General features: G+C 61.3%; 25 protein-coding genes. 9 read left to right on the top strand and 16 right to left on the bottom strand.

Annotated features, from left to right (window positions below):
* The first annotated feature begins 48 nt into the window (after positions 1 to 48).
* Genes CJ178_RS15345 through CJ178_RS15335 form a run of 3 tightly spaced genes read left to right on the top strand, consistent with a single transcriptional unit; the run spans position 49 to position 3570 of the window.
* Positions 49 to 1512, top strand: coding sequence for a class I adenylate-forming enzyme family protein (locus tag CJ178_RS15345; protein WP_095887058.1), 1464 nt, complete (start codon positions 49 to 51; stop codon positions 1510 to 1512).
* The gene (locus CJ178_RS15340) at positions 1505 to 2644 is read left to right on the top strand and encodes a thiolase family protein (RefSeq protein ID WP_033236985.1); all 1140 of its coding nucleotides are present in this window, start codon (positions 1505 to 1507) and stop codon (positions 2642 to 2644) included. The genes CJ178_RS15345 and CJ178_RS15340 overlap by 8 nt, the downstream gene beginning before the upstream one ends.
* A gap of 47 nt (positions 2645 to 2691) precedes the next feature.
* Positions 2692 to 3570: an ArgK/MeaB family GTPase gene (locus CJ178_RS15335; RefSeq protein WP_033236984.1), complete on the top strand. Its 879-nt coding sequence runs from the start codon at positions 2692 to 2694 to the stop codon at positions 3568 to 3570.
* Between the two features lie 9 nt (positions 3571 to 3579).
* On the opposite strand, the gene CJ178_RS15330 is transcribed toward CJ178_RS15335, so the two are convergent.
* From CJ178_RS15330 to CJ178_RS15320, 3 genes are all read right to left on the bottom strand, one after another.
* The gene (locus tag CJ178_RS15330; RefSeq protein WP_230590429.1) at positions 3580 to 4611 is read right to left on the bottom strand and encodes an NAD(P)H-dependent amine dehydrogenase family protein; all 1032 of its coding nucleotides are present in this window, start codon (positions 4609 to 4611) and stop codon (positions 3580 to 3582) included.
* A gap of 90 nt (positions 4612 to 4701) precedes the next feature.
* The gene (locus tag CJ178_RS15325) at positions 4702 to 5526 is read right to left on the bottom strand and encodes an acyl-CoA thioesterase (protein ID WP_033236983.1); all 825 of its coding nucleotides are present in this window, start codon (positions 5524 to 5526) and stop codon (positions 4702 to 4704) included.
* Positions 5527 to 5582: 56 nt separating this feature from the next.
* Positions 5583 to 6239, bottom strand: a complete 657-nt coding sequence (locus tag CJ178_RS15320; protein ID WP_230590427.1) for a TetR/AcrR family transcriptional regulator — start codon at positions 6237 to 6239, stop codon at positions 5583 to 5585.
* Positions 6240 to 6415: 176 nt separating this feature from the next.
* Here CJ178_RS15320 and CJ178_RS15315 point away from each other — a divergent pair, with 176 nt between their 5' ends.
* The 3 genes from CJ178_RS15315 to CJ178_RS15305 are packed head-to-tail and all read left to right on the top strand — an operon-like array spanning position 6416 to position 9366.
* Positions 6416 to 7414 carry an acyl-CoA dehydrogenase family protein gene (locus tag CJ178_RS15315; protein WP_045064781.1) on the top strand — a complete coding sequence of 333 codons (999 nt, stop codon included), beginning with the start codon at positions 6416 to 6418 and terminating at the stop codon, positions 7412 to 7414.
* Positions 7398 to 8573 carry an acyl-CoA dehydrogenase family protein gene (locus CJ178_RS15310; protein WP_033236980.1) on the top strand — a complete coding sequence of 392 codons (1176 nt, stop codon included), beginning with the start codon at positions 7398 to 7400 and terminating at the stop codon, positions 8571 to 8573. The genes CJ178_RS15315 and CJ178_RS15310 overlap by 17 nt, the downstream gene beginning before the upstream one ends.
* A gap of 10 nt (positions 8574 to 8583) precedes the next feature.
* Positions 8584 to 9366, top strand: coding sequence for an enoyl-CoA hydratase (locus tag CJ178_RS15305; RefSeq protein ID WP_033236979.1), 783 nt, complete (start codon positions 8584 to 8586; stop codon positions 9364 to 9366).
* 57 nt (positions 9367 to 9423) lie between these two features.
* On the opposite strand, the gene CJ178_RS15300 is transcribed toward CJ178_RS15305, so the two are convergent.
* Positions 9424 to 10005 carry a nuclear transport factor 2 family protein gene (locus CJ178_RS15300; RefSeq protein ID WP_045064780.1) on the bottom strand — a complete coding sequence of 194 codons (582 nt, stop codon included), beginning with the start codon at positions 10003 to 10005 and terminating at the stop codon, positions 9424 to 9426.
* A gap of 198 nt (positions 10006 to 10203) precedes the next feature.
* Here CJ178_RS15300 and CJ178_RS15295 point away from each other — a divergent pair, with 198 nt between their 5' ends.
* From CJ178_RS15295 to CJ178_RS15285, 3 genes are read left to right on the top strand one after another with little or no spacing between them, the layout of a single operon-like run.
* Positions 10204 to 11130: a TIGR03564 family F420-dependent LLM class oxidoreductase gene (locus CJ178_RS15295; protein ID WP_033236977.1), complete on the top strand. Its 927-nt coding sequence runs from the start codon at positions 10204 to 10206 to the stop codon at positions 11128 to 11130.
* A 17-nt stretch (positions 11131 to 11147) separates the two neighbouring features.
* Positions 11148 to 11777, top strand: a complete 630-nt coding sequence (locus CJ178_RS15290) for a PaaI family thioesterase (protein ID WP_095887057.1) — start codon at positions 11148 to 11150, stop codon at positions 11775 to 11777.
* Complete coding sequence (locus CJ178_RS15285) at positions 11755 to 12318, top strand: PaaI family thioesterase (RefSeq protein ID WP_143547522.1); 564 nt, start codon at positions 11755 to 11757, stop codon at positions 12316 to 12318. Before CJ178_RS15290 ends, CJ178_RS15285 begins: the two co-directional genes overlap by 23 nt.
* Before the next feature lie 11 nt (positions 12319 to 12329).
* On the opposite strand, the gene CJ178_RS15280 is transcribed toward CJ178_RS15285, so the two are convergent.
* The 12 genes from CJ178_RS15280 to CJ178_RS15225 form a co-directional block, all read right to left on the bottom strand.
* On the bottom strand, positions 12330 to 13127 hold the full coding sequence (locus tag CJ178_RS15280) for an acyl-CoA dehydrogenase family protein (protein ID WP_218833729.1): 798 nt from the start codon (positions 13125 to 13127) through the stop codon (positions 12330 to 12332).
* A complete protein-coding gene (locus CJ178_RS15275) occupies positions 13124 to 14218 on the bottom strand; it encodes an acyl-CoA dehydrogenase family protein (RefSeq protein ID WP_033236975.1) in 1095 nt (364 codons plus the stop codon). The genes CJ178_RS15280 and CJ178_RS15275 overlap by 4 nt, the downstream gene beginning before the upstream one ends.
* Positions 14215 to 14634 carry a nuclear transport factor 2 family protein gene (locus CJ178_RS15270; protein ID WP_045064773.1) on the bottom strand — a complete coding sequence of 140 codons (420 nt, stop codon included), beginning with the start codon at positions 14632 to 14634 and terminating at the stop codon, positions 14215 to 14217. The genes CJ178_RS15275 and CJ178_RS15270 overlap by 4 nt, the downstream gene beginning before the upstream one ends.
* Positions 14621 to 15832, bottom strand: coding sequence for a metal-dependent hydrolase family protein (locus tag CJ178_RS15265; RefSeq protein ID WP_033236973.1), 1212 nt, complete (start codon positions 15830 to 15832; stop codon positions 14621 to 14623). The genes CJ178_RS15270 and CJ178_RS15265 overlap by 14 nt, the downstream gene beginning before the upstream one ends.
* Positions 15833 to 15886: 54 nt before the next feature.
* Positions 15887 to 16210 carry a hypothetical protein gene (locus CJ178_RS15260; RefSeq protein WP_033237421.1) on the bottom strand — a complete coding sequence of 108 codons (324 nt, stop codon included), beginning with the start codon at positions 16208 to 16210 and terminating at the stop codon, positions 15887 to 15889.
* Positions 16194 to 17459 carry an aromatic ring-hydroxylating oxygenase subunit alpha gene (locus tag CJ178_RS15255; RefSeq protein ID WP_033237420.1) on the bottom strand — a complete coding sequence of 422 codons (1266 nt, stop codon included), beginning with the start codon at positions 17457 to 17459 and terminating at the stop codon, positions 16194 to 16196. Before CJ178_RS15255 ends, CJ178_RS15260 begins: the two co-directional genes overlap by 17 nt.
* Before the next feature lie 3 nt (positions 17460 to 17462).
* Positions 17463 to 17999, bottom strand: coding sequence for a carboxymuconolactone decarboxylase family protein (locus CJ178_RS15250; RefSeq protein ID WP_045066694.1), 537 nt, complete (start codon positions 17997 to 17999; stop codon positions 17463 to 17465).
* Positions 18000 to 18216: 217 nt separating this feature from the next.
* Entirely contained in the window at positions 18217 to 18528 is a 312-nt protein-coding gene (locus CJ178_RS15245) for a DUF1330 domain-containing protein (RefSeq protein WP_033237409.1), read from the bottom strand.
* Between the two features lie 41 nt (positions 18529 to 18569).
* Positions 18570 to 18758, bottom strand: a complete 189-nt coding sequence (locus tag CJ178_RS15240; RefSeq protein ID WP_095887055.1) for a ferredoxin — start codon at positions 18756 to 18758, stop codon at positions 18570 to 18572.
* The gene (locus CJ178_RS15235) at positions 18755 to 20050 is read right to left on the bottom strand and encodes a cytochrome P450 (protein ID WP_095887054.1); all 1296 of its coding nucleotides are present in this window, start codon (positions 20048 to 20050) and stop codon (positions 18755 to 18757) included. Before CJ178_RS15235 ends, CJ178_RS15240 begins: the two co-directional genes overlap by 4 nt.
* 103 nt (positions 20051 to 20153) lie before the next feature.
* Positions 20154 to 20495: a hypothetical protein gene (locus CJ178_RS15230; protein WP_095887053.1), complete on the bottom strand. Its 342-nt coding sequence runs from the start codon at positions 20493 to 20495 to the stop codon at positions 20154 to 20156.
* Positions 20492 to 21757: an aromatic ring-hydroxylating oxygenase subunit alpha gene (locus tag CJ178_RS15225; protein WP_095887052.1), complete on the bottom strand. Its 1266-nt coding sequence runs from the start codon at positions 21755 to 21757 to the stop codon at positions 20492 to 20494. Before CJ178_RS15225 ends, CJ178_RS15230 begins: the two co-directional genes overlap by 4 nt.
* Positions 21758 to 21942: the final 185 nt, after the last annotated feature.

Below are 21942 nucleotides of genomic sequence, written 5' to 3'. Positions count from 1 at the left end.
ATTTCCCTTCTTGCAAGTATTGATCTCTGTTGAGAGAATAATGTTCTCATGAACATCACCATGATTGCAGAAATGGCCGCATCGAGTTGCGATCGGGCCGTAGTGACCGTCGAAAATCGGTCATTGACCGCCGCGCAACTCCTTGCCCTTGCCCGCCGCGCCGCCGACCGATTCCGGCAATACCCTGCCGTGCTCTACCTCGGCACCAACCACCTCGCGTACCCCGTCGCGCTGTTCGGCGCCGCGATGGCCGGGGTTCCGTTCGTGCCACTCAACTACCGATTGGGCGATCAGCAGTTGACTGCCCTGATCGACCGCCACCCCGGTGCACTGGTGCTGCGTCTCGACGATCTCGACGAACTGATCGACATCGAAGCGATACAGCAGGATTCGGCCGAATCCGAAGCTCCGGCTCCATCCGATGCTCCGGCTCCACAGTGGGACGGGGACAGCATCGCCGCAATCATCTACACCAGCGGAACCACCGCTGATCCCAAGCCCGCGATACTTCGGCATCGGCATCTACTCGCCTACGTGCTCAACACCATGGAGTTCTCGTCGGCCGACGAGAGCGACGCGTCGTTGGTCTCTGTTCCGCCCTACCACATCGCAGGTCTGACGAACCTGCTCTCGAACCTCTACACCGGGCGTCGGATCGTCTATCTGGCCGCTTTCGACGCCAACGTGTGGCTCGACACCGTCCGGAGCCAAAGCGTCACTCACGCAATGCTCGTTCCCACGATGCTGGCGCGTGTTGTCGCCGAATTGGGGGAGAACGATGCAAATACTCCCTCGCTGGCAAGTTTGGCGTACGGCGGATCGAGAACACCCCGGCCGGTACTCGAGCACGCGCTGCGAAGCTTCCCGGATACCGGATTCGTCAATGCCTACGGACTCACGGAGACAGCGTCGTCGGTGGCAGTTCTCGGCCCCGACGATCACCGGATTGCGTTTGCCTCTACCGATCCGGCAGTGCGTGATCGTCTCGGATCGGTCGGAAAAACGCTGCCGGGCATCGAAATCGAGGTGCGCAGCGAGGACGGTGATCCGGTCGGTGCCGGGGTTACCGGCCTGGTGTTCGTTCGAGGCGAGCAGATTTCCGGTGAGTACGGAACTCGGAGCGTCCTCGACGAGAACGGCTGGTTCGCCACGCGTGATCTCGGCCGACTCGACTCCGACGGTTTCCTGTTCATCGAGGGGCGCGCGGACGACACCATCATCCGAGGGGGTGAGAACATCGCCCCCGCAGAAATCGAGGACGTGCTTCTTGCGCATCCCGCCATCATCGAGGCTGCTGTGATCGGCGTTCCGGATCCTGAATGGGGACAGCGGATAGTTGCTGTTCTCGTCGGTGAGGTCGATCAGGCAGAGATCAAGGCGTGGGTCAAGGAACGACTGCGTTCGTCCAAGACTCCCGACATCGTCGTGTTCCGACACGAACTCCCGAAGACCGAAACCGGAAAACTACTGCGCCGCGTTCTGCTGGCCGAATTGGAGAACACCCATGCCTGAAGCAATTATCGTCTCCGCTCTGCGAACCCCCATCGGTACCGCGGGTAAGGGAACGTTGCGAGACACCACCGCTCACGACCTCGCGCACCATGTCGTCGCGGCGGCAGCAGAAACTCTCGACGCGAGTCAGATCGACGACGTCATGCTCGCCGAGGGACTGTACGGCGGCGGCGTGATCGCCCGCCACGCGGCAATTACCGCGGGCCTGACTACGGTGCCAGGCCTGGCACTGAACCGGCACTGTGCGGCTAGCCTGGGCGCCGTGCAGGCCGCTGCAGGGTCCATCCGTTCCGGGATGGACAAGCTGATCATCGCCGGTGGCGTCAACTCCTCGTCGACCAGCCCGCGGTCGTTGTTCCGCGTCGACGGCGAATTTGTGCCGTGGATGTCCCCGACGCACCCGGATCGCCCCGATGCGCCGAACAAGGACATGTCGATCACGGTGGGCTGGAATGCCGCGGTGAAGGCCGGAGTCTCGCGCGAGGACATGGACGCGTGGGCTCTGCTCTCGCACCAGAAGGCAGTGAGCGCCATTGACGAGGGGCGGTTCAAAGAAGAGATCGTGCCCATCAGCACACCGCACGGACTCTTCTCCGTCGACGAGCATCCGCGCCGTGAGACGAGCCTGGAGAAGCTCGGCTCGCTCAAGGTGCTGCACCCCGAGATCGAAGGCTTCAGCATCACCGCCGGAAATGCGAGCGGCGCCAACGATGCTGCTGCGGTTCTCACCATCGCCAGCAGCGATCTGGGGATGCCTGGACTGGGAACGGTAAAGTCGTGGGCATCCGTCGCGGTCGATCCCGCATTCACGGGTCTGGCTCCTGTCGAGGCAATTCCGAAGGCGTTGGCACGCGCGGGAATGTCGCTGGCCGACGTGGATCTGTTCGAGATCAACGAGGCGTTCGCAGCTATGTGCGTGGCGACGATCAAGATGCTCGGAATCGATGCCGATCGTGTAAATGTCAGCGGCAGTGGATGTTCTCTCGGGCATCCCGTGGCAGCCACCGGTGCGCGCATGCTGGTGACCCTGGTGCACGAGCTGCGACGCCGCGGCGGTGGAATCGGTGTGGCAGCTATGTGCGCCGGTGGCGGTATGGGTTCGGCGGTTGTCATCGAGGTTCCGGCTCCGTGATGTCGACTCCGGATATCGACTGGCACCGAGAGGTATTCGAGTAATCGATGACGGTCATTACTGTTGCAACGATCGAGGATCTTGTCACCGCGGCGCGCTCAGGTTCACTGCGCGCCGCGGGTCGGCTGTTGAGTCTGGTCGAGAGTAGTCGGAGAGAAGAAGTTCTCGACATCGTCGGCTCACGACCGGTGCGGGTGGTCGGAGTGACCGGTCCGCCGGGCGCAGGCAAGTCGACCACCATCGCAGTCCTCGTGCGGGCCTACCGTCAGCGCGGACTGCGGGTTGCCGTTCTTGCGGTCGATCCTTCCTCGCCGTACAGCGGCGGGGCATTGTTGGGCGATCGAATCAGGATGGCAGAGCACATCGACGACGCCGACGTCCTCATCCGCTCGGTGGCCACTCGCGGTCACCTGGGCGGTCTGGCCGTTGCCGTACCCGCAGCGATCCGCCTCCTCGCGGCGCTCGACTACGATCTGATTCTGCTCGAATCGGTGGGCGTCGGGCAGTCCGAAATCGAGATCTCGGCCATCGCCGATCCCGCAGTGGTCGTTCTCAATCCCGGTGCGGGGGATGCAGTTCAAGCGGCCAAGGCCGGACTGCTCGAGGTTGCCGACATCCTGGTAGTGAACAAAGCGGATCGAGAGGGCGCGGATCAGACCGTCCGGGACTTGCGCGCCGAGGCCGGCGTCCCCATTCTCAAGCTGATTGCGTCCAAAGGTGTTGGTGCGGAAGAACTGGCTGATGCCATCGACGCTCACCAGCGTGCAGACACCCTTGCCCGGCGAACGGCTCGGGCAAGGGTGCAGATTCTGTCGTTGGCGCAATCGAGGTTGCGTGCCCACGCAGACCTCGACGAACTTGCCGCTGCCGTCGCAGCGGGCCGCAGCGATGCGTACACCGCTGCGGCGCGACTGCTCGGAACGTAGGAAAGCCAGCTAGCTCAGATGCGCGACAATCTGCGGAAGATCGTGTGTCGTACGAATTCCCGGAGCTGCATCACAGACAGAAGGAATGGCGTTGACTGCCCGGTTTGCCGTGTAGGCCGGGGCGGTCTCGCTCATCCTCTCCAAGGGGATGGGGAAACGAAGATCGATGTCGAGTGGCGCATCGCCGTCGACGTCGATGTGCCAGCCGGTGTCACGAATCTTCCAATCCACGTCGAGTTCGCTCGAGCAGTACCACGTTGCGCAGAAGCTCAGCAGTTCTCGGCCGGCATGTTTGCCGCTCACGGTGATCCGTTGAGCGGCAACGGTGCCCGCCTCCAGGGTTCCCGCTGCGATCTGGACTGTAGTTCGGGTGGTGGCCAGCTCGCCGTGGGCGTCGACGGAGTCCAGTGGCATACCGATCGACTCGGCGACCAGCTGGAGAGACGGACCGAAGTTCGACTTCACGTGTGCGATTCGGTTCTCGTCGAAATCGGTCGGGGTGAGCCCGAATCCCATGACATCGAAGAGTATCCCGGGTGAATTACGTTGGGAGAGATCGGCGAATTCACTGATCGCGAGGTGGTTCAGGCGACGTTGAATCGAGCTCAACACCAGGGGGAGTGCCTCGGTCACGAATCCAGGACTGCTGCCGGTGCTGTGGATCGACGTTCCTCCGGTTCGGCACGCGGCTTCGATCCGCTCGCGCAGTGCTGGGTCCATGCCGGCAGGGTAGTGAAATTCTCCACGAGTGGTGACGATGTTCGAGCCGGCCGCGAGAATGCGGCATACTTCGTCGGCGTCGAACTGGCGTGGCATGTACAGCACACAATCCGCGGCCAGTCCGATGACGTCGTCGATGCTGTTGGTGGCCACCACCCCGGCGTCGTCGATACCGCACAGTTCACCGGCGTCTCGACCGGCCTTGTCAGCCGAATGCACGTATACCCCGGCCAATTCCAGATTTGAATGTTCGATGACGCCGCGCAACGAGCGGGTGCCGATGTTGCCGGTCGCCCACTGAACCACCCGGTAGGGTCTCACGGCAGAGATTCTCTGAACAGAGCTGTCGGACAGTGTATTTGAACTCATGTCACACCTAACTGATCGGTCGGTGCTACCGAGAATCGGTTGTCACGGTAGGCGGAGCAGGGCTTCCTGTGCATACGAGGCAACGAGGTTGCCGTCCTCGGAGTACACGTCGCCGCGGCCGAAGCAGCGCCCGTGAGCAGTCACGGGGCTGTCCTGACGCAGCAATAGCCACGAGTCGGTCGTGAAGGGTCGGTGAAACCACAGATTGTGTGAGGTGACTGCGGACGTGAAGGTGGTTCCGTTGCCGAGTTGGCTCAATCCGTCGACCGGGCGTAGGGCGGTGCCGATCAGCGTGAGGTCGGTGGCGTAGGTGGCGATGGCGGGCGCGAGGTTCTGGCTGACCGGTGGGGTGCGCATCCACATTTCGAACTCGGGCGCGCCGGTGTCGGTGGAGTTGAGGTCGACGTCGGTGCGTATTTCCCACGGGATCAGGTCGACGTCGGTCCGGAACTCTTCGCCGAGTGGCGACGCAATTGTGTTCTCTGACTGACGATCCGGGCCGTCCTCGGGAGCATGCATGGAGATCAGGGACGTGGCGATGACGCCTTTGGATTGGCGCGCAATGATGGTCAATGTTGCGAAGGAACGGCCTTCGTGTTGACGCGTCACTTCATAGCGGACGGTTTCGTCGGCGCTGCCTTCCCTGGCAAACAGGGAATGAAGCGACTTGATGCTCTTGTTCGGACAGGTCAATTCGGCCGCGCGGACGAACTGACCGAGAATTTGCCCGCCGAAAAGTCGGTGGTACGTCAAATGCAGGTTGGGACCCTCGAAAACGAGGGTTGTCGCATTCTCGTCGGTATCAGTTCGTCCGGTCTGCGGTTGCAGGTCGAGGCAGGCGAGGAGGTCGTTCCATAACTCGGACATCGGCCGAGTGTATATAAAATTTCCTCAATTGAGAATGAAGTTCTCAATCCTGTTTTTCAGCCCTTGTGTGCGAACCCCTGTGAACAGAAGGCCCAGACCTCGTCGGAGGAAATGGGATGGACGGTCGCGTCGTCCGGGGCGCCGCTGGACTGCGCAATGAACATCACCGTCTGCATGGTCATGGCGGCAATTCGGCGGGGGTTGACGCCCTCGCGCAACTGTCCTGCTTCGCTCACCTTCTCCATTAGTTCGACAAAGAACGCGAGAAGCGAGGAGTGGGCAACCTTGACCTCGGCCGGATGCGACAGCAGCAACTGGGGGGCGAAATCGGTGAACAGTGGACGCTGAGCAGCCGGGTCGGGACGACAGAACTCGAAAAGAAGCTCGACTGCGATCTTGAGTTGGTCCATCGGTTCGGATGTGCCGGCGGTCGCTGCACGGATCTGTTCGGCGCTACGGCTCAGGGCGTCTTCGAACAATGCCAACAGTAGTTCGTGCTTACCGTCGAATTGGAGGTAGAAGCTACGCAAGGACAGTTTGGACCGGTCGACCACCTCTTGCACGGTGAAGTCGGTGGTGCCTTTTTCGGTGATGATCGACTGTGCCGCATCGAGAAATCGCTGCACGCGTTGCTCTGCGCGAAGCTTTGCGGTCTTGATGGAACGCTCGACCGACCGTTGCTTCCATGCCGGCTCTTCGCTGGGCGTGGTCACCACTGCACCAGCCCCCTTCCGATTGTCAAAAACATGTTTGCACTGTACCGGAGATGTCTGTGTCACAGTGGAACGACCAAGTGTTATTTACATTTTCGAGACTATTACTATCGCTGAGCGAGAATGCTATTCTCAAACAATAATGCACCGCAGCTCCGACAGGGAGGCAGTTCGGGATGCTCTTCGAGTTCGACTCCGATCAGCGACTATGGCAAAACACCGTGCGCGAAGTGACGGCAAAGGAATGCCCGTCGTCGCTGATCCGGGACGTCGTCGACAACGACGCCAACCCGATACAAATTTGGAAAACTTACGTTTCGCTCGGTTGGACCGAGTTGACCGATCCTGATACCGCAGTTGAATTGGCAATCGTCTTGGAAGAGTTGGGCCGAGCGACGGATCCCACTCCCTACCTGGCGACAATGACACAATTTGCTCCACTTTCGAGTGAGCCGATCGATCCTGAGCAGCCGGGAACGGCAGTATTCGAGGGCGTCAGTGCCAGCCGTGACGGAAACGGGTGGCGTCTGGACGGCACGGCGCACCGCGTACTCGACGGTGATCGCGCCGAGAAGTTGGCCGTCGTCACGTCGGCGGGAGTCTTTGTTGTTCCGGCCGCGGACGTCACAGCGACGCGCAGTCCGATTTTCGATCCAGTGCTTCACGTTGCGGAAGTGTCGTTCGACGGCGTGCGGGTCGGCGTCGACCAGCGCAGTAGCGCAGATCCGGCACGGGCCATGGACCTCGCGCTCACCGGAATGGCGCTCACGACAGTCGGAGCGTGTCAGCGCGTCCTTGATCTTGCACTCGACCATGTGCGGAACCGCAAGCAGTTCGGTTCCCTCATCGGATCGTTCCAGGCTGTCCAGCACAAAGCTGCCGACATGCACCTTGCAATCGAGCGTGCCCGCGCCCTCGCGTACTACGCAGCGCTGACGATTGCCGAGAACGACCCGAGGCGGCGGCTGGCCGCGTCCATGGCCAAGGCTGCAGCCGGGGAGTGCCAATCGTTGGTGTTCCGCAACGGAATGCAGCTGTTCGGAGCGATGAGCTTCACCTGGGAAAACGACCTACAGTTTGCGCTCAAGCGTGCCAAAGCCGGTGAGCTACTGCTCGGCGGTGCGGCACAGCATCGGGCGCTGATCGCCGAGGAGTACCGTGCAACTCAACTTTGACGCCGACGTCGAGGAATTCCGGGCAGAGTTCCGCGCTTTCCTGGACGAGAATCTTCCCAGCGAGGCGCAGGCCGCGGAGCGCGCCGGATCCAGCGCGGATATACCGCAGTGGGCGCGCGAATGGCAGCGTCTGCAGTTCGACAACGGTTGGCTGTTACCGGGCAACCCGCCGGAATTCGGTGGGCGCAATGCTGGGATCCTCGAGCAGTACGTGCATCTGGAGGAACTGTCGAAGCGGCGGATCTATCACAGCTTCAATCCGCAAGGACTGGGCATCATCGCCGCGTCGTTGCTCTCGTTCGGAACCGAGGAGCAGAAAAAGCAGTGGGCCGCACCGATTTTGCGTGCTGAGATCACCGCTGCACTCGGCATGAGCGAGCCAGGCGCAGGTTCGGATCTTGCGTCGCTGCGCACCCGTGCCGATCGTGACGGTGACCATTTTGTGGTCAACGGTCAGAAGGTCTGGACATCCGGCGCGCATGACGCCGACGTGATCCTGACCTTCGTCCGCACCGATCCCGACGCCCCCAAGCATCAGGGCATCAGTGTGCTGATGATCCCCACCGACTCACCAGGCTTGGTTCGCCGGCCCTTTGCATCCATCTGCGCAGATGATGATCTCGATTTCAACGAAGTGTTTTTCACCGATGTGAAAGTTCCGGCAGAGAACCTGATCGGTGAACTGAACAAGGGGTGGTCAGTGGCAACCGGTTCGCTCGGACACGAGCGAAACTTGTTGTGGCTCAGCTTTGCCGATCGCCTGCAAGATCTGATGGCGGACTTCCATCCGGCGACGGACATCGACCGGGATCACTACGCGACGCTCGTGATGGACCATCAGGCGCTGCGTCTGCTCGGTTCGGCAGCGTTGGCGCGCGCTGCTCGCGGTGAACAGGACGTGGCCGCCCTGTCGATACTCAAACTGCTCGGTTCCGAAGCGGTACAACGCTCTTCGGAAGAGGCCTTGATCGCCGCCGGACCTGAAGGTTTGGTTCATCCGGCTTTGACGTCGGCGTACAACCCGATGGACAACGAGGCCTTCAGTTCGAGTTGGTTCGAACGTTATGCACGAAGCTTCGCCGGCACGATCGCCGGTGGAACCTCCGAAATCCAGCGCACTATCGTCGCCGAGCGCGTGCTCGGCCTTCCCCGAAGCTGAGGAGCCTGACATGTACATTCTCTACGAGGTGGCCGACAAGATCGCGACCATCACCCTCAACCGTCCCGAAGTTGCGAACGTCCAGAACATGCAGTTGCTCGACGAACTCGACGCAGCCTGGACCCGTGCGGCCGAGGACGACGACGTCGCGGTGATCGTAGTTCGCGCCGAAGGCAAGCACTTCTCGGCCGGTCACGACCTCAATGATCGTTGGCCCTCGCCCAAGGAAATCACCTTGGAATGGATCTACCGCGCCGAAAGCCGTCGATACCTGGAATACACGTTGCGCTGGCGCAACACTCCCAAGCCGTCGATCGCAGCGGTTCAGGGGCGCATCATCGCGGGTGGCTTGATGCTGTGCTGGCCGTGCGACCTCATCATTGCTTCCGAGGACGCATTGTTCTCCGATCCGGTTGCGCTGATGGGCATCGGCGGCGTCGAATACCACGGTCACACTTGGGAACTCGGCGCCCGTAAGGCAAAGGAAATCCTCTTCACCGGTCGTCCGGTGACGGCCGAAGAGGCTGAGAAGACCGGCATGGTCAACAAGGTTGTGCCGCGCGATCAGCTCGATGCCGAGGCGCGCGCCATGGCCTTGCAGATTGCCGAGATGCCGTCATTCGGCCTCCGTCAGGCCAAGCGCGCAGTCAACCAGACACTCGACGTGCAGGGCTTCTATGCTGCCGTGCAGTCCGTGTTCGACATCCACCAGACCGGTCACGGCAATGCCCTCAGCGTTTCGGGCTACCCGATCCTGGTGAAGTTGGACGAGATGAAGGAAAAGATCAAGTAGGGCCTTCGGCCCTATGCGCCTTTCTGGTAGTTCGCGCTACCGGAAAGGCGCACAGGGTTATTCCCACCTTGCGGGGGCAGGCTTCTCCAACGTCAGCGGACGTTCGTATGACAAATCCTCGCGGTCGCGGGTGCCGACGAGGTAGCCCTTTTCTGTGAAGAAGGGCGATTGCAGCACCCGTGCGTCGGCGATGAACATTGCCTCGACGGTTGATCTGCGAACTGCAATGCGCCACTGACCCTCTCGCCGTTCCAGGCGATCGAGATAGCGTCCACTGATGAATTGCGCGCTCTTGCCGTCATTGCCGACGAGGACAACGATGACGTAGCTTTCGGCATGTGCGACCTCGCCGTCGATGTCGCACGAGTGCGTGGTGATGTTGTGCGTGTGTACCTGCGAGGTTTCGGCGTGGGCAGTGTTCGCCCATTCACCGTATTCGGGACCCGTATTGGTTGCGAACCCATGTTCGTCGACGCCGTTGTCGTGGTACGCGGCGGTGATGAGATCGATGTCGTGTCGATCGCATCCGCGGGCGTGCCGGCTGATGCAGTCCAGGATCGCGGTGCGATCCATGAGATAGCGAACATCTTTCTGTAGTGTCTCGAGCTGCTGGGTCTCGGTGGAGTTGTCGAGGGTCATCCTCTGCTCATTTCAGCTGATGTGATGTCGGTGGGAAGTCTGCCGCGATAGACGTATTGGACTATACAGTTGTATAGTCCAATCGTGGCGTGATTCGGCCGGGGGTCGTCTTTCTCCGTCGAGGCCAACCCAATTCTCTGGCAGCGTGATTCGCGCCAGACGGTGGCCGGGATCAGCCACTCCAACATTGGAGGAATCATGCGAATCGGATTGACCGGCGGCGCTTCGTCCACCGACAAAATTGTCCAGCAAGCACAACGAGCAGAGGCAGACGGTTTTACCTCACTCTGGTACGCCAGCACGGTAGCCGGTGATCCGCTGACAGCCCTTGCGGTAGCCGGCCGGGCCACGACGTCGATCGAGCTCGGAACTGCTGTTCTGCAGACCTATCCGTGCCATCCGCTACTGCAGGCGAATCGCGTTGCTGCCGTAGCAGAGGCCATGGGACGCAAGGGATTCACATTGGGGCTCGGACCTTCGCACGAATCGCTGGTCCGGGACGTGTACGGCTTGTCCTACGACCGCCCAGGTCGCAATACCGAAGAATATGTACAGATCGTCACCGCACTGCTTCGCGGTGAAGACGTCGACTTCCGCGGCGCGGATTGGTCGACGCGCAGTGCCGGCCGGATGGCCAAGGTCGTCCACGACGTCCCGGTGCTGCTCTCCGCCATGTCGCCCCGCATGTTGCGGGTGGCAGGACAATACGCCGATGGCACGGTGTTATGGATGGCGTCGGGCAAGGTGATCGAGTCCCACATCGCTCCGGCGCTCCATACTGCTGCGGAATCTGCGGGTCGCCCAGCGCCTCGAATTGTCGCCGGGTTGCCCGTGGCGGTTCACGACGACGCCGACGAAGCTCGCGCCGCTGTTGCGGCAAATGCCACCGCGTATGCCGGAATGCCCAACTATCAACGGGTTCTCGACGCCGGCGGAGCAAGCAGCCCGGCGGATGTGGCGATTGTCGGCAACGCTCGATCGGTGCGCGCACAATTGCAGTCTCTGGTGGACGCCGGCGCGACCGATATCTGGGCTGCCGTCTTCCCCGTCGGTGCGGACCGGAAGGAATCCGTCCGCCGGACCACTGATCTTCTTGCCGAAATGGCAACTCCGGTAACAGGGTAACTGCCGGGAGGAACCGAATGAGGTACGACGTGGACACGGTGGCACAGCAGGATTCGGATGAGGTTGCCCGAGCTGTTGCGTCCGTGCGGCGGCTGACAGCGGCTGTAGCGGCCGCCCGCTCCGACATGCCGGGGCTCTCTGCCGTGGCCTCGCGGATACATGCTCTCGCTGACGATCTCGAGGCGCGCTCCTGCTCTGCCGCGGAGCGGGTGAATCAGATGAACACTATCGGCAGGATCGTCCGATACAGTCCGGTAGTCGGATCCGCCAATGTGCTTGCAGCTCCGCTCCACTTGCGTCACATCGGCGACGGTAACGAGGGGACAGTCACTTTTTCGGTCGCGCATCAGGGTTCCCTCGGAGTAGTGCATGAGGGTTTTGCTGCGATGGTCCTCGACGTTGCTCTCGCGGAAGCGAACATGGCAGCAGGAGTCCCCGCCATGACAGCAGGTTTGACGCTTCGCTACCACCACCCGATGCCGGTGTGCTGCGACCTGACGGTGCGGGCCTGGCATGTGTACGTAGACGGCCGAAAGTCGTGGTGCCGTGGAGAAATCTGGCGGGAACACGACCTGTGCGTGAGTGCAGAAGGGCTGTTCATCGTTCCGCGCGAAGGAGGGGCTCGTGGCCAGGATCGACAGGGCTGACGTGTTTAACCCGTCACCGATCGACGACGCGGCGGACGGACTGCGGCGATTGACTGACCTTCTCCTGAGGGTGGACGAGAACGATCCCTCTCTGGTGGCGGTAGCCGACGAACTCGACCGCATCGAAGCGGCGCTCGAGCAGAACGCTGGACCCGCGGAGTTCCGTGACCCTGTGAGTGGAAGAGGCAATGCCCTCGCACCGCCCCTGGATATGGAGAGATTGCCTGACGGCACTGTCCGGGCGACCGGCTCGCTCGGCCTGCCCTACCAAGGGCCGCAGGGACTTGTGCATGGTGGGATGTCTGCTCTGATGCTCGATCACGTACTCGCCCTGGCACACCCGGACGAATTCGCCCTGATCGAGGAACTGGTGGTGCGCTACCACCAGCCGCTCCCGCTCTTCGAAGACGTTGTGATCACCGGTTGTCAGATGACCGATGCGGACGAGAAGACCCGCGCTCGCGGTGAGATCACCGTGGACGGGTACCTGGCGGTGTCGGCGGAGGCGCTCTTCCGTGACGCGCCTCCGCCGACGACCTGACTTGTGTGAGCTCAGCTCAGTTGCGTCAGACGTGGAGCAAATCCCTGAGTTCGGATGGTTGCCCCCGCCTCACGGGTGAGTTCCCGTGCACTGCCGAGCAATCCGTCGAGAAGCATGGCCCGACGGACGTGACGGTGAAGGTCGTGTTCGGCAGTGAAACCGATCCCGCCGAGTACTTGCTGGCAGTGGCGGGCCGTTGTCAGAGCGGCTTTGCCGGCCGCGGCCTTCGCCAGCAGCGAGCCGAGGTCGTCGGTGGCGGTATTCAACGTTGCTTCCGCGCCCTCGATGGCGACCAGCGTCTCGGCAAGCCGATGACGAACAGCCTGGAACGATGCCACCGGCTTACCGAACTGCATGCGGTTCAAGGCATGGGTGCGGGCGAGATCGAGCATTGCGCGACTGGTACCCACCAACCACCATCCGAGTGCCCGGCGACCCGCCGCGAGCGGGACGGCATCACCGGCCTCCACGACGCGTAGCGGAACATCGGTGTCCAATGTTGTTCCGGGTCCCTCGCTCCGTTCCCACAGGACCCAGCGCCCACCGGAGTACGGCAGCGCGACGGTACCGCCCACGGGCAGACTCAGCGCGGTATCGGCCAACACCACGTCGTTGACCAGTGGTGCATGGGCGCCGGTCTCGCCGAGCAGGCGAAATACCAGAGGCACTGCTACATCGGGCATTTCGGTGAGCATCTCGGTCCAACCGAGTTCGGTCATGGCGGCATCGAGTTTGCTGCCGGACACACTGAGCATTGTCTTGCGGAGCGTTTCGGTGAGCAGATTCAGCTCGTCGTCGTGCATGCTCATTCCTTCCCCAGATCCAGCAGCCGCCGCGCGATGATGTTGCGCTGAATTTCAGCTGTACCGCCGTAGATGGTGGCTGCACGCGAGTACAGGAACTCCGACCGCCATGGCGTCTCGTCGAGTTCGATGGTGCCAGGCAACAAGTCGCGCACGGTATCGAACAACTGCTGCTCGGAGGTCGCCAGCAGAACCTTGTCGATCGATGTCTCCGGGCCGATCTTTGCGCCCTCCGCCAATCGGGTTTGTGTCGCGAGGGACCGGGCTCGCACGGTGTGCAGTGCCAGGTAGGCGGCGCCGAGTTCGGCGTCATCTGTTGCGTCTGTGTCGGATTCGGCGAGCAGCTGATCCAGACGGGAGAACAGGTACGCGATCCGATGCCAGAAGCACGTGGAACGCTCATGGGGCAGTAGATCCATCGCCACTCGCCAACCGTCGCCCGGCTTGCCGAGCATGCGGTCCGCCGGAACGACGACGTCGTCGAAGTAGACCTCGGCAAACTCGTCGACTCCGTGCATGGTGCGCAGCGGCCGGACGGTGATGCCTGGAGTGTCCATGTCGACGAAGAAGGCGGTAATTCCGTCGTGGCCCGGCCCGGTACGGGTGAGCAGGACACATCGCGCCGAATACTGAGCCAGCGACGTCCAGACTTTCTGACCGTTGACAACCCAGTTTTCCCCGTCTCGGACTGCCCGGGTGCTCAGCGACGCGAGATCGCTACCCGAACCGGGTTCGGAGAAGCCCTGGCACCATTGCTCACGTCCACTGAGAAGTCGCGGAACCATTTCCGCTGCCAACTCCGGCCGGGCGTACGAAATCATCGTGGGAGCAAGGACTTCGATCATCGAGTAGATGCCGGGCTCGGCGAGGTCGCGAGTGGCAACTTCCTCGCCGAGAACCGCACGCAGGACAGCGGGCCCACCGAGCCCGCCGACCTCCTCGGGCCAGCCGTACCGCATCCAACCCGCGTCGAACAGTGCACCTCGAACGCGGCCGAGCTGTTCTACCTGACCGTCGAGCGAATGATCGGATCCGGGGGAGAGATCGTTTTCGGCCAGCCAGGTCTGAACGGCCGACCGAAATTCGGGGACGTTCATGCCCCCGGACGATCGAAAGCGTGAGGAATACCCGAATCATGATCGCCGTTGCGGCGCAGGAACGTCATCGCGCGCGTCTGCAGCCGCCAACCGTCTTCGGTGCGCAGGTACGTATCGCTGTAGTAGCCGATCCGCATGTCGTGCGTTGCATGATCGACGAAGCACAGTGTCTGGCTTCCGGTTGCCGTGTCGGCACCGGTGAATTCGACGACGGGTGTCCCCGTCATGAACAGCCCCTGGGGAGCGGCCGCAACCAGAGCGGGAAACTCGTCGAGTGGGTACTTGTCGCCGAAAGCGCTGTACGTGCCGTCCGGAGTGAACACAGCGACAACACCGTCGACATCGCCCTTGGTCATGTTGACCGCATAGCGAGCGAGAAGTTGCGAGATCTCCATGATCTCGTCAGTTGTTGACATAAATCTTTCCGCCCTTCATGACGAAGCCGACTCGCTGGGTAACCGTGATGTCCTCCAACGGATCTCCGGGTACCGCAATGATGTCGGCGAGTAGACCTTCGGCCAGACGGCCACGGTCGGTGACGTTGATGAGATCTGCGGCGACGGTGGTGGCCGCCCGCAACACCGCGATATTGCTCATGCCGCGAGAGACGAGGGCAACCAGTTCGTCTGCATTCTTTCCGTGCGGGATTGCCGGCGCATCGGTGCCTACGGCGATCTTCACACCGGCGTCGTATGCCGCCTTGACCGAAAGTCGTGCACGCGGGAACATTTCGGCTGCCTTGGCCTGTAGCTCCGGCGCGGCCTTGGAGGTATCCATGGCGTCGGCCAAGCGCGTGGTCGGCACCAGGAAGGTGCCGTGCTCCACCATCATTGCGATGGCCTCGTCGTCGACCAGGAAGCCGTGCTCGATGCAGTCGATGCCGGCTTCGATTGCCGCCTTCACTGCTTCTGCGCCGTGCGTGTGCGACGCGACACGCAGACCGCGTCGGTGCGCCTCGTCCACGATCGCACGCAGTTCTTCGTTGGAATAGTGTTGCGCACCAGGTAGTCCGGTGTGTGACATGACTCCACCCGAAACGCAGACCTTGATCAACTGAGCGCCGTGCTTGATCTGGTAGCGAACAGCCTTACGGCACTCGTCGACACCGTTGGCGATGCCCTCTTCGATAGTCAGGTCCAACACGCCGGGAGCAAACGCCGCGAACATCGTCGGATCGAGGTGGCCACCGGTGGGAGTGATCGCGTGGCCGGCCGGGATGATTCGCGGTCCGTCGACCCAACCCGCATCGATTGCCTTGCCGAGAGCCACGTCGAGCAGGTAGCCACCGGTTTTCACGAACAGTCCCAGGTTGCGCACAGTGGTGAAACCCGCGCGCAGAGTGCGACGTGAGTTGCCGACGGCACGCAGCATCCGGAGCGGCGGATCATCCTGAACCGTTGAGTAGACCGGCTTTTCGCCGCGTCCACCCATCAGCAGGTTTACCTCCATGTCCATGAGTCCGGGAAGAAGAATCTGGTCGCCGAGGTCGACGATTTCGCCTTCGGGTGTTCCGCCGATTCCGACGATCTTGCCTTCGTCGACCTTGATGACGGCCGGCCGGACGATCTCGCCGCTGTCGACGTCGAGCATTCCCGCTGCTTTGAGTGTGATCATGTTCAGTCCCTTTGAGATCAGAAGATCAGAAGATCAGACGATCGGTAGATCGGGTCAGACGACGGGTTCGACGGTGACGGCTACGTAGGCTGCGCCGCTGTCGGGGACGCGGGGTTGTTTCCAGACTTCGATGGGGAAGGTGACCATGACGAAGGATTGCATGAGGTGTACGAGTGCTCGTGCGTCGTCGGGTAGGTCGTCGAGGGGGAATTTGTCGCAGTAGGTGATGGCGTCTTCGAGTCGGTTGAAGGCGGCGTCGTAGAAGTCTTGCATTTCGGGCATGGTGGAGGCGAGGCGTTTTGCGTAGCGTTCGCCTTCGGTGGGGAGGATCCAGTCGGCGAAGCGTTCGAGGTCGGCGAAGTCAGTTGGTAGTGGCATCGCGGTGCTCCTTGACGTGTGTTCGTGCGGTGTGGTGAAGGTGGCGGATGAGGAGTTCTTGGTCGCAGAGGGGGAATTCGGTGACGGTGCGGGTGGCCATCATTGTTTGTGAGGCTTCGAGGGTGTTCGCGTCTTGGAGTGCGTATTCCTTGAAGGTGACTGCGGCGAGTTCGTGTGCGAGTCGTTCGCGGGTGTTCTTGGGGGGTACGAAGTAGAGGCTGGCTTCGAAGATGTGTTTGTCGACTGCGGTGGGCCAGTAGTGGTAGGTGAGGTACCAGCCTGGTGCCCAGATGAGGAGCATGAAGTTGGGGAAGATGGTGAAGCTGTCTTCGCCCCAGGCTGCGTGGCGTGCGGGGTTGAGTGTGGGGGGTAGGGGGTCGAGGCCTTCGATGTCGGGGCGGTCCCAGGGGCCGAAGAGTCCGCTGCGCAGTGCGCGTTCGATGGGTTTGACCATGTTGAGGTCTTTCGGCGGTGCCATTCCGCCCCATGAGGAGATGAGGGAGTGGGGTCCGTCGAGTTCGTAGTGGAGTGCTTCGAAGCCGGTGGCGGCGAGTTTGTCTGCTTCGGCCTTGGTTGCCTGCTTCTGGTGCAGGATGGGGGCGTGGTAGAACTCGGCGAATGCGTCGATGAAGAGTTTCCAGTTGCTGCCGATTTCGGCGCGGTAGCTGTAGACCTCGGTCATTTCGTGGAAGGGGTAGCCTTCGACGCCCTTGAGCATGGGGCCGAGGTATTCCTCGAGGCTTTGCTGGGGGTTGAGGTTGACGAAGATGAAGCCTTGCCAGGTTTCGCAGGTGACTTCGACGAGTCCGTAGTCCTGCTTGTCGACGTCGAAGAATTCGCCTTCTTGTTGGATGAAGGAGAGTTTGCCGTCGAGGTCGTAGCGCCAGGCGTGGTATTTGCAGGTGAATTGGCGGCAGGTGCCTGAGGTTTCGTCGCCGGGGATTTCGTTCCATACCAGCTTGTTTCCGCGGTGGCGGCAGACGTTGTGGAATGCGCGGATGGTTCCGTCGGCGCCTTTGACGATGATCAGGGAGGTGTTGACGGCGGCGAGTTCTTTGGTGAAGTAGCTGCCGGTGCGGGGGACTCGTTCGACGCGTCCGACGTTGAGCCAGGTGCGTTTGAAGATTGCTTCGCGTTCGGCTTCGTAGTGTTCGGGGTCGATGGAGTCGGTGTAGTCGACGGGTGCGGTGCCGAGGTGGGGATACTGTTCGGTCCAGCTTCCCGCGGCCGGTTTGGCGAAGTGTGGCACGGTCTACTCGCTTTCGTGGTCTGGCTCGATGCCAAATGAGTTGAAGGCCATGGCCATCAGGCCATAGCAGCCGACGGTGAAGACAAAATCCATCAGCTGTCGTTTGTCGAAATACTCGCTGAGTGCAGCCCAGGTTTCGTCGGAGACGATCGAATCGACTTCGAGCTCTTCGACGGCGCGCAACACCGTGATGTCGGGTTCGACGAGGGCTTCGCCGCGCATCGCCGATTCGATCTCGGCCGGCGTCAGGCCTGCTTCCTCCTGGGCGATGATGATGTGGTGGGTCTTCTCGTAAGCGCAGTTTCGGCGCGTTGCAACCCTCAGGATGGCGAGTTCGCGCAGGCGGGGCGGAAGGCTGTTGCGGTACAGCATTCGCGTGCTGAAGATGAGGAAGTCCCTGGTCAACTCGGGGTGATTCACCAGAGTGGACAGAGCCGGTCCGGCACCTTCCGGGTTCTGCCGCTCACGGGGCAGCATTCCGCGCAACGACATTCGGACCTGGTCGTCCCAATCTGCTTCGGGTAACGGAGATAGCCGCATCAGATGTTCGTTTCCTTTGCTGTCATCGAAAGGTGCAATATTTTCGATCTCATCTTTGAGAATCACATTCTCTTTAACTGAGCGCAATATTTCCACAGTCCTCACCCGTCGTCAACGTCGGCCGGGTTCGGTCGGTCTACACACAAAAAACACGCGGTGTTCGACAGACGAACACCGCGTGAGATTCAGGGTCTGCTCGACCCGTTAGAGGTCGACATCACCCACGGCGACTCGGCATCTCGAATCCTGACAGGATCACGGCATTGGTCTCGGCAGCACTCTCGCGCAACACCTTTGCCTCCTGGTACTCGTCGGACTCGTACCAAGTGCGGGCCGCCTCGACCGATGCGAACTCGAGGACGACTGTCCGGTCGCCGTGCCAATCGCCCTCGAGTACGCGAGGCGTCGTCTCGACCGACAGAACTGTGGCGCCGCCCTTTGCCAGTGAGGGCGCAGACGCCCGGCCATAGGCATTCATGCCGGCTTCGTCTTTGACGGCTTCGGTCAAGATGACATATCCCTTGGGCATTACGTACTCCTGGTAGACGTGATTGATGGTTGAAAGTGATCTCAGGTCAAGGTGATTGCGCGCTCAGGGCAGTTCGAGACAGCGTCGCGAACTGCACCTTCCGTGTCCGTCGGAACCACGTCGGTAATCGCCTCGGCGTAACCGTCGTCGGTGAGAGTGAAGACCTCAGGGGCGATGGTGAGGCAGACGCCGTGTCCCTTGCACCCGTCCGGGTCGACCGAAACCTTCATCGGCCTTCTCCCTCGGCGAGCGTGTACTCGAGATTCAGGTTGGTGAGACCGCGGAGGATGAACGTCGGAACATACTGGAAATTACGGTTATCCGCAGTTCCGTGAACGCTTTCCGAAATTCTGATGTCCGTGGTTCGGTCCAGAAGGCGCTCGAGGCAAATCCGGGCTTCCGTACGTGCGAGTGGAGCACCGGGGCAGCTGTGAATGCCGCGGCCGAAGGCGATGTGTGTCCGGGAATTGGGTCGATCGATGTCGAACGTCGCAGCATCCGGGAACTGACGCGGATCGCGATTGGCGGCGCCGTTGACCAGCATTACCGTGGTACCCGCCGGAATATCCACTCCGCCAATGGTTGTGGGAACTCGGGAGAGCCTGAAATCGCCTTTGATCGGGCTTTCGATCCGCAGTGTCTCTTCGATGAAGTTGGGAATGCGGTCGCGGTCCTTGCGTAGAAGTGCTTGGAGCTCCGGCTCTTCGGCAAGAATCTTCAGTGCGGAGCTGAGCAGGCGGACCGTGGTTTCCTGGCCGGCCGAGAAGAGGTTGGCAGCAACATGTACGACGTCTGCGACCTCGGGGGTCGAGCCGTCCGGGAACGTCGCTGTGGCCAAACCGGTCATGACGTCGTCACGTGGTTCGCGGCGACGGTCCTCGACGTAGGCGGTGAACTGTGCGTACAGGAACTCCATCGGGGTGTGTGCCATCGTGTCGTCGCCGGTGCTTCCGACGCCGCCGCCGCCACCACCGTGCGGTTGTCCGAGATTGCGAACAAAATTGTTCCGATCGTCCTCGGGAACACCGAGCAGATCGGCGATGGCCAACAACGCATACGGCAGCGCGAACTCGCTGATGAATTCACCTTCGCCGCCCTCGAGTGCCTTGTCCAGCAACTGGTCTGCGAGCGTCCACATCCAGTCCTCGTTCTCCTTGAGGCGCTTGGGGGTGATCAATCGCATGAGCAGCGCGCGGTGATCGGTGTGCATCGGGGGATCGAGTGTCGGAAGCTGATCGTTCATCGGGAGCTTGTGGCGGTGCAGTTCGATCAATTCCGAGACGTCATCGCCTTCGAGCGGGACCGGGAAACCTGGAAACGGCCCGGTAACCGACGTGCACGACGAGAATGTCGCGCTGTCCTGCAGTACCTCGACGGCTTCCTCGTACCCCGTCACCATGACTACGTCGTGGTGCGGTTCGCGCTTGACGGGGCATTGACCGCGCATCGCCTCGAAGTACGGATACGGGTCCACGACAAGATCGTCGTCTTTGAAAAAGTTCTTGGTCTCGAAGTCGGTCATGGCTACACCGTTTCCCGCGACATCGCTCGCGCGTATGTCTCGATTCTTGAGGCGAGGGGCTGCTCACCTGAGTCAGTGGGTCATTTCGAACAGTGGGACATTTTCAGAAGGATGGTTCGGTGAGACGGTTCAGGACCGCGTCGCCGCCGTCTACGACCTTGGGCTGATGCCAGATTTCGACGCACATCGCGACCATGATGACGGAGTGCACCAGGCGGAGCAGATTGCGCGCGTCGTCGGGGAGATCGTGGAGCGGAAACTTGTCGCAGTAGGCAAGAGCGTCTTGAAGGACGGGGAAACCGGCGTCGTAGAACGCCTGCATCGTTGCCATGCTGCTCGTCATCCGCATATTCCAGCGTTCAGCCTCCGTTTCGAGACTCCACACGGCGGCAAAACCCTCGAGTTCCGAGAATTGCTGAGGAAGAAGAGGATTGATGTTCGTCATGCATTCACCCCGGAGCCTTGGTAATTCGCGACCCAGTCGGCAACGGACTTGTGGAAATGCCGGACGAGGAGTTCCTGGTCGTTGAGTGGGAAGTCGCTCGAGTCGCCCAGAGCGTCGAGACCCTGTTGAGTTCCGACGAGGGTGCCGGCGTCCTGCAGAGCGAACTCCTTGAACATGACGACGGCGCATTCCTGTGCAGCGCGGTCGCTGGCGGTTTTGGCCGGTGGGAAGAAGAGTGTGCCCTCGAACCGGTGCGTGTTATGCGACGTAGGCCAGTAGCGGTAGACGAGGTACCACCCGCTCGCCCAGATCAGGATCTCCAGGTTGGGGAAGATCTGGAAGTTGTCGGCCGCCCAGGCCTTGATGCGTCCAGGGTTGGTTCCGGACAGCTCGCCCCCGAGATCGGGTTCGTTCCACGGGCCGAACAAGCCGCTGCGCGTTTCCATTTCGATCGGATACTGGAAATTGGCCGGCCACAGTCGACGCGGAACGCTGGACGTGGACACCATTCGATGGGGCCCGTCGAGTTGATAGTGCGGCGCCTCGAAACCCTTCATCATCTGGGGCCTGGCGTCGGGGGTTGCTTCCTGGGTATGCAGCGACGGGACGTGGTAGTACTCCTGGAATGCGTCCAGGAAGACCTTCCAGTTGCAGTCGATGTCGGCGCTGAAATCGTAGCGCTCGGGCATCTCCTCGAACGGATACCCCGCCAGATCGGTGATCATCGAACCGAGGAATTCGGTAAGAGTGGTGGGCGGTTCCTTGGCGAGATTGACGAAGATGAACCCTGCCCAGACATCGCAGTGCACCGGGACCAGTCCGTAATCGGCCTTGTCCAAGTCGAAGAACTCGCCCTCCTGCTGCACAAACGTCAGTGACCCGTCGAGCGAGTAACGCCACGCGTGGTACTTGCAGGTGAAGGCGCGGCACGAGCCGCTGGTCTCCGCACTGGGAATGTCGTTCCACACCAACTTGTTTCCGCGGTGACGGCAGATGTTGTGGAAGGCGCGAACCTGCCCCTCCAGATCGCGCACGATGATGAGCGAGGTATTGGCGACCTCGATTTCCTTGGTGAAATAGCGGCCTTTGTCGGCGACGTCCTCGACGCGCCCGACATTGAGCCACGCCTGCTTGAACACTGCTTCGCGTTCGGCTTCGTAGAATTCGGGCGAAATGCAGTCCTGATAGGACACCGGCCCGGTTCCGACGTCCGGATAGTGCTGGGTCCAGCTTCCTTCGGCAGGTTTGGGAAAGAGTGCCATGCGGATGTCCTTCTATAGTGGCGGCGCTTCCGATGCTTCCCAGCGCGCCGTCAATTGTCAAGAATTGCATTCTGTTACAAGAGTATTCGTATCCTAGGCAGTGATGCCAAGACTTTGTCCGTAATTGTGCATTGTGGTGCAACATATTTCGATATCTCGGGCAGTGCGGCGAAAATGAAAAGACC

Origin of the sequence: Rhodococcus sp. ACPA4, assembly GCF_002300185.1 — a bacterium.
Taxonomy (GTDB): Bacteria; Actinomycetota; Actinomycetes; order Mycobacteriales; family Mycobacteriaceae; genus Rhodococcus_F; species Rhodococcus_F globerula.
The sequence above is the reverse complement of the archived record's forward strand: the minus strand, read 5'-3'. Positions and strand labels throughout refer to the sequence as shown.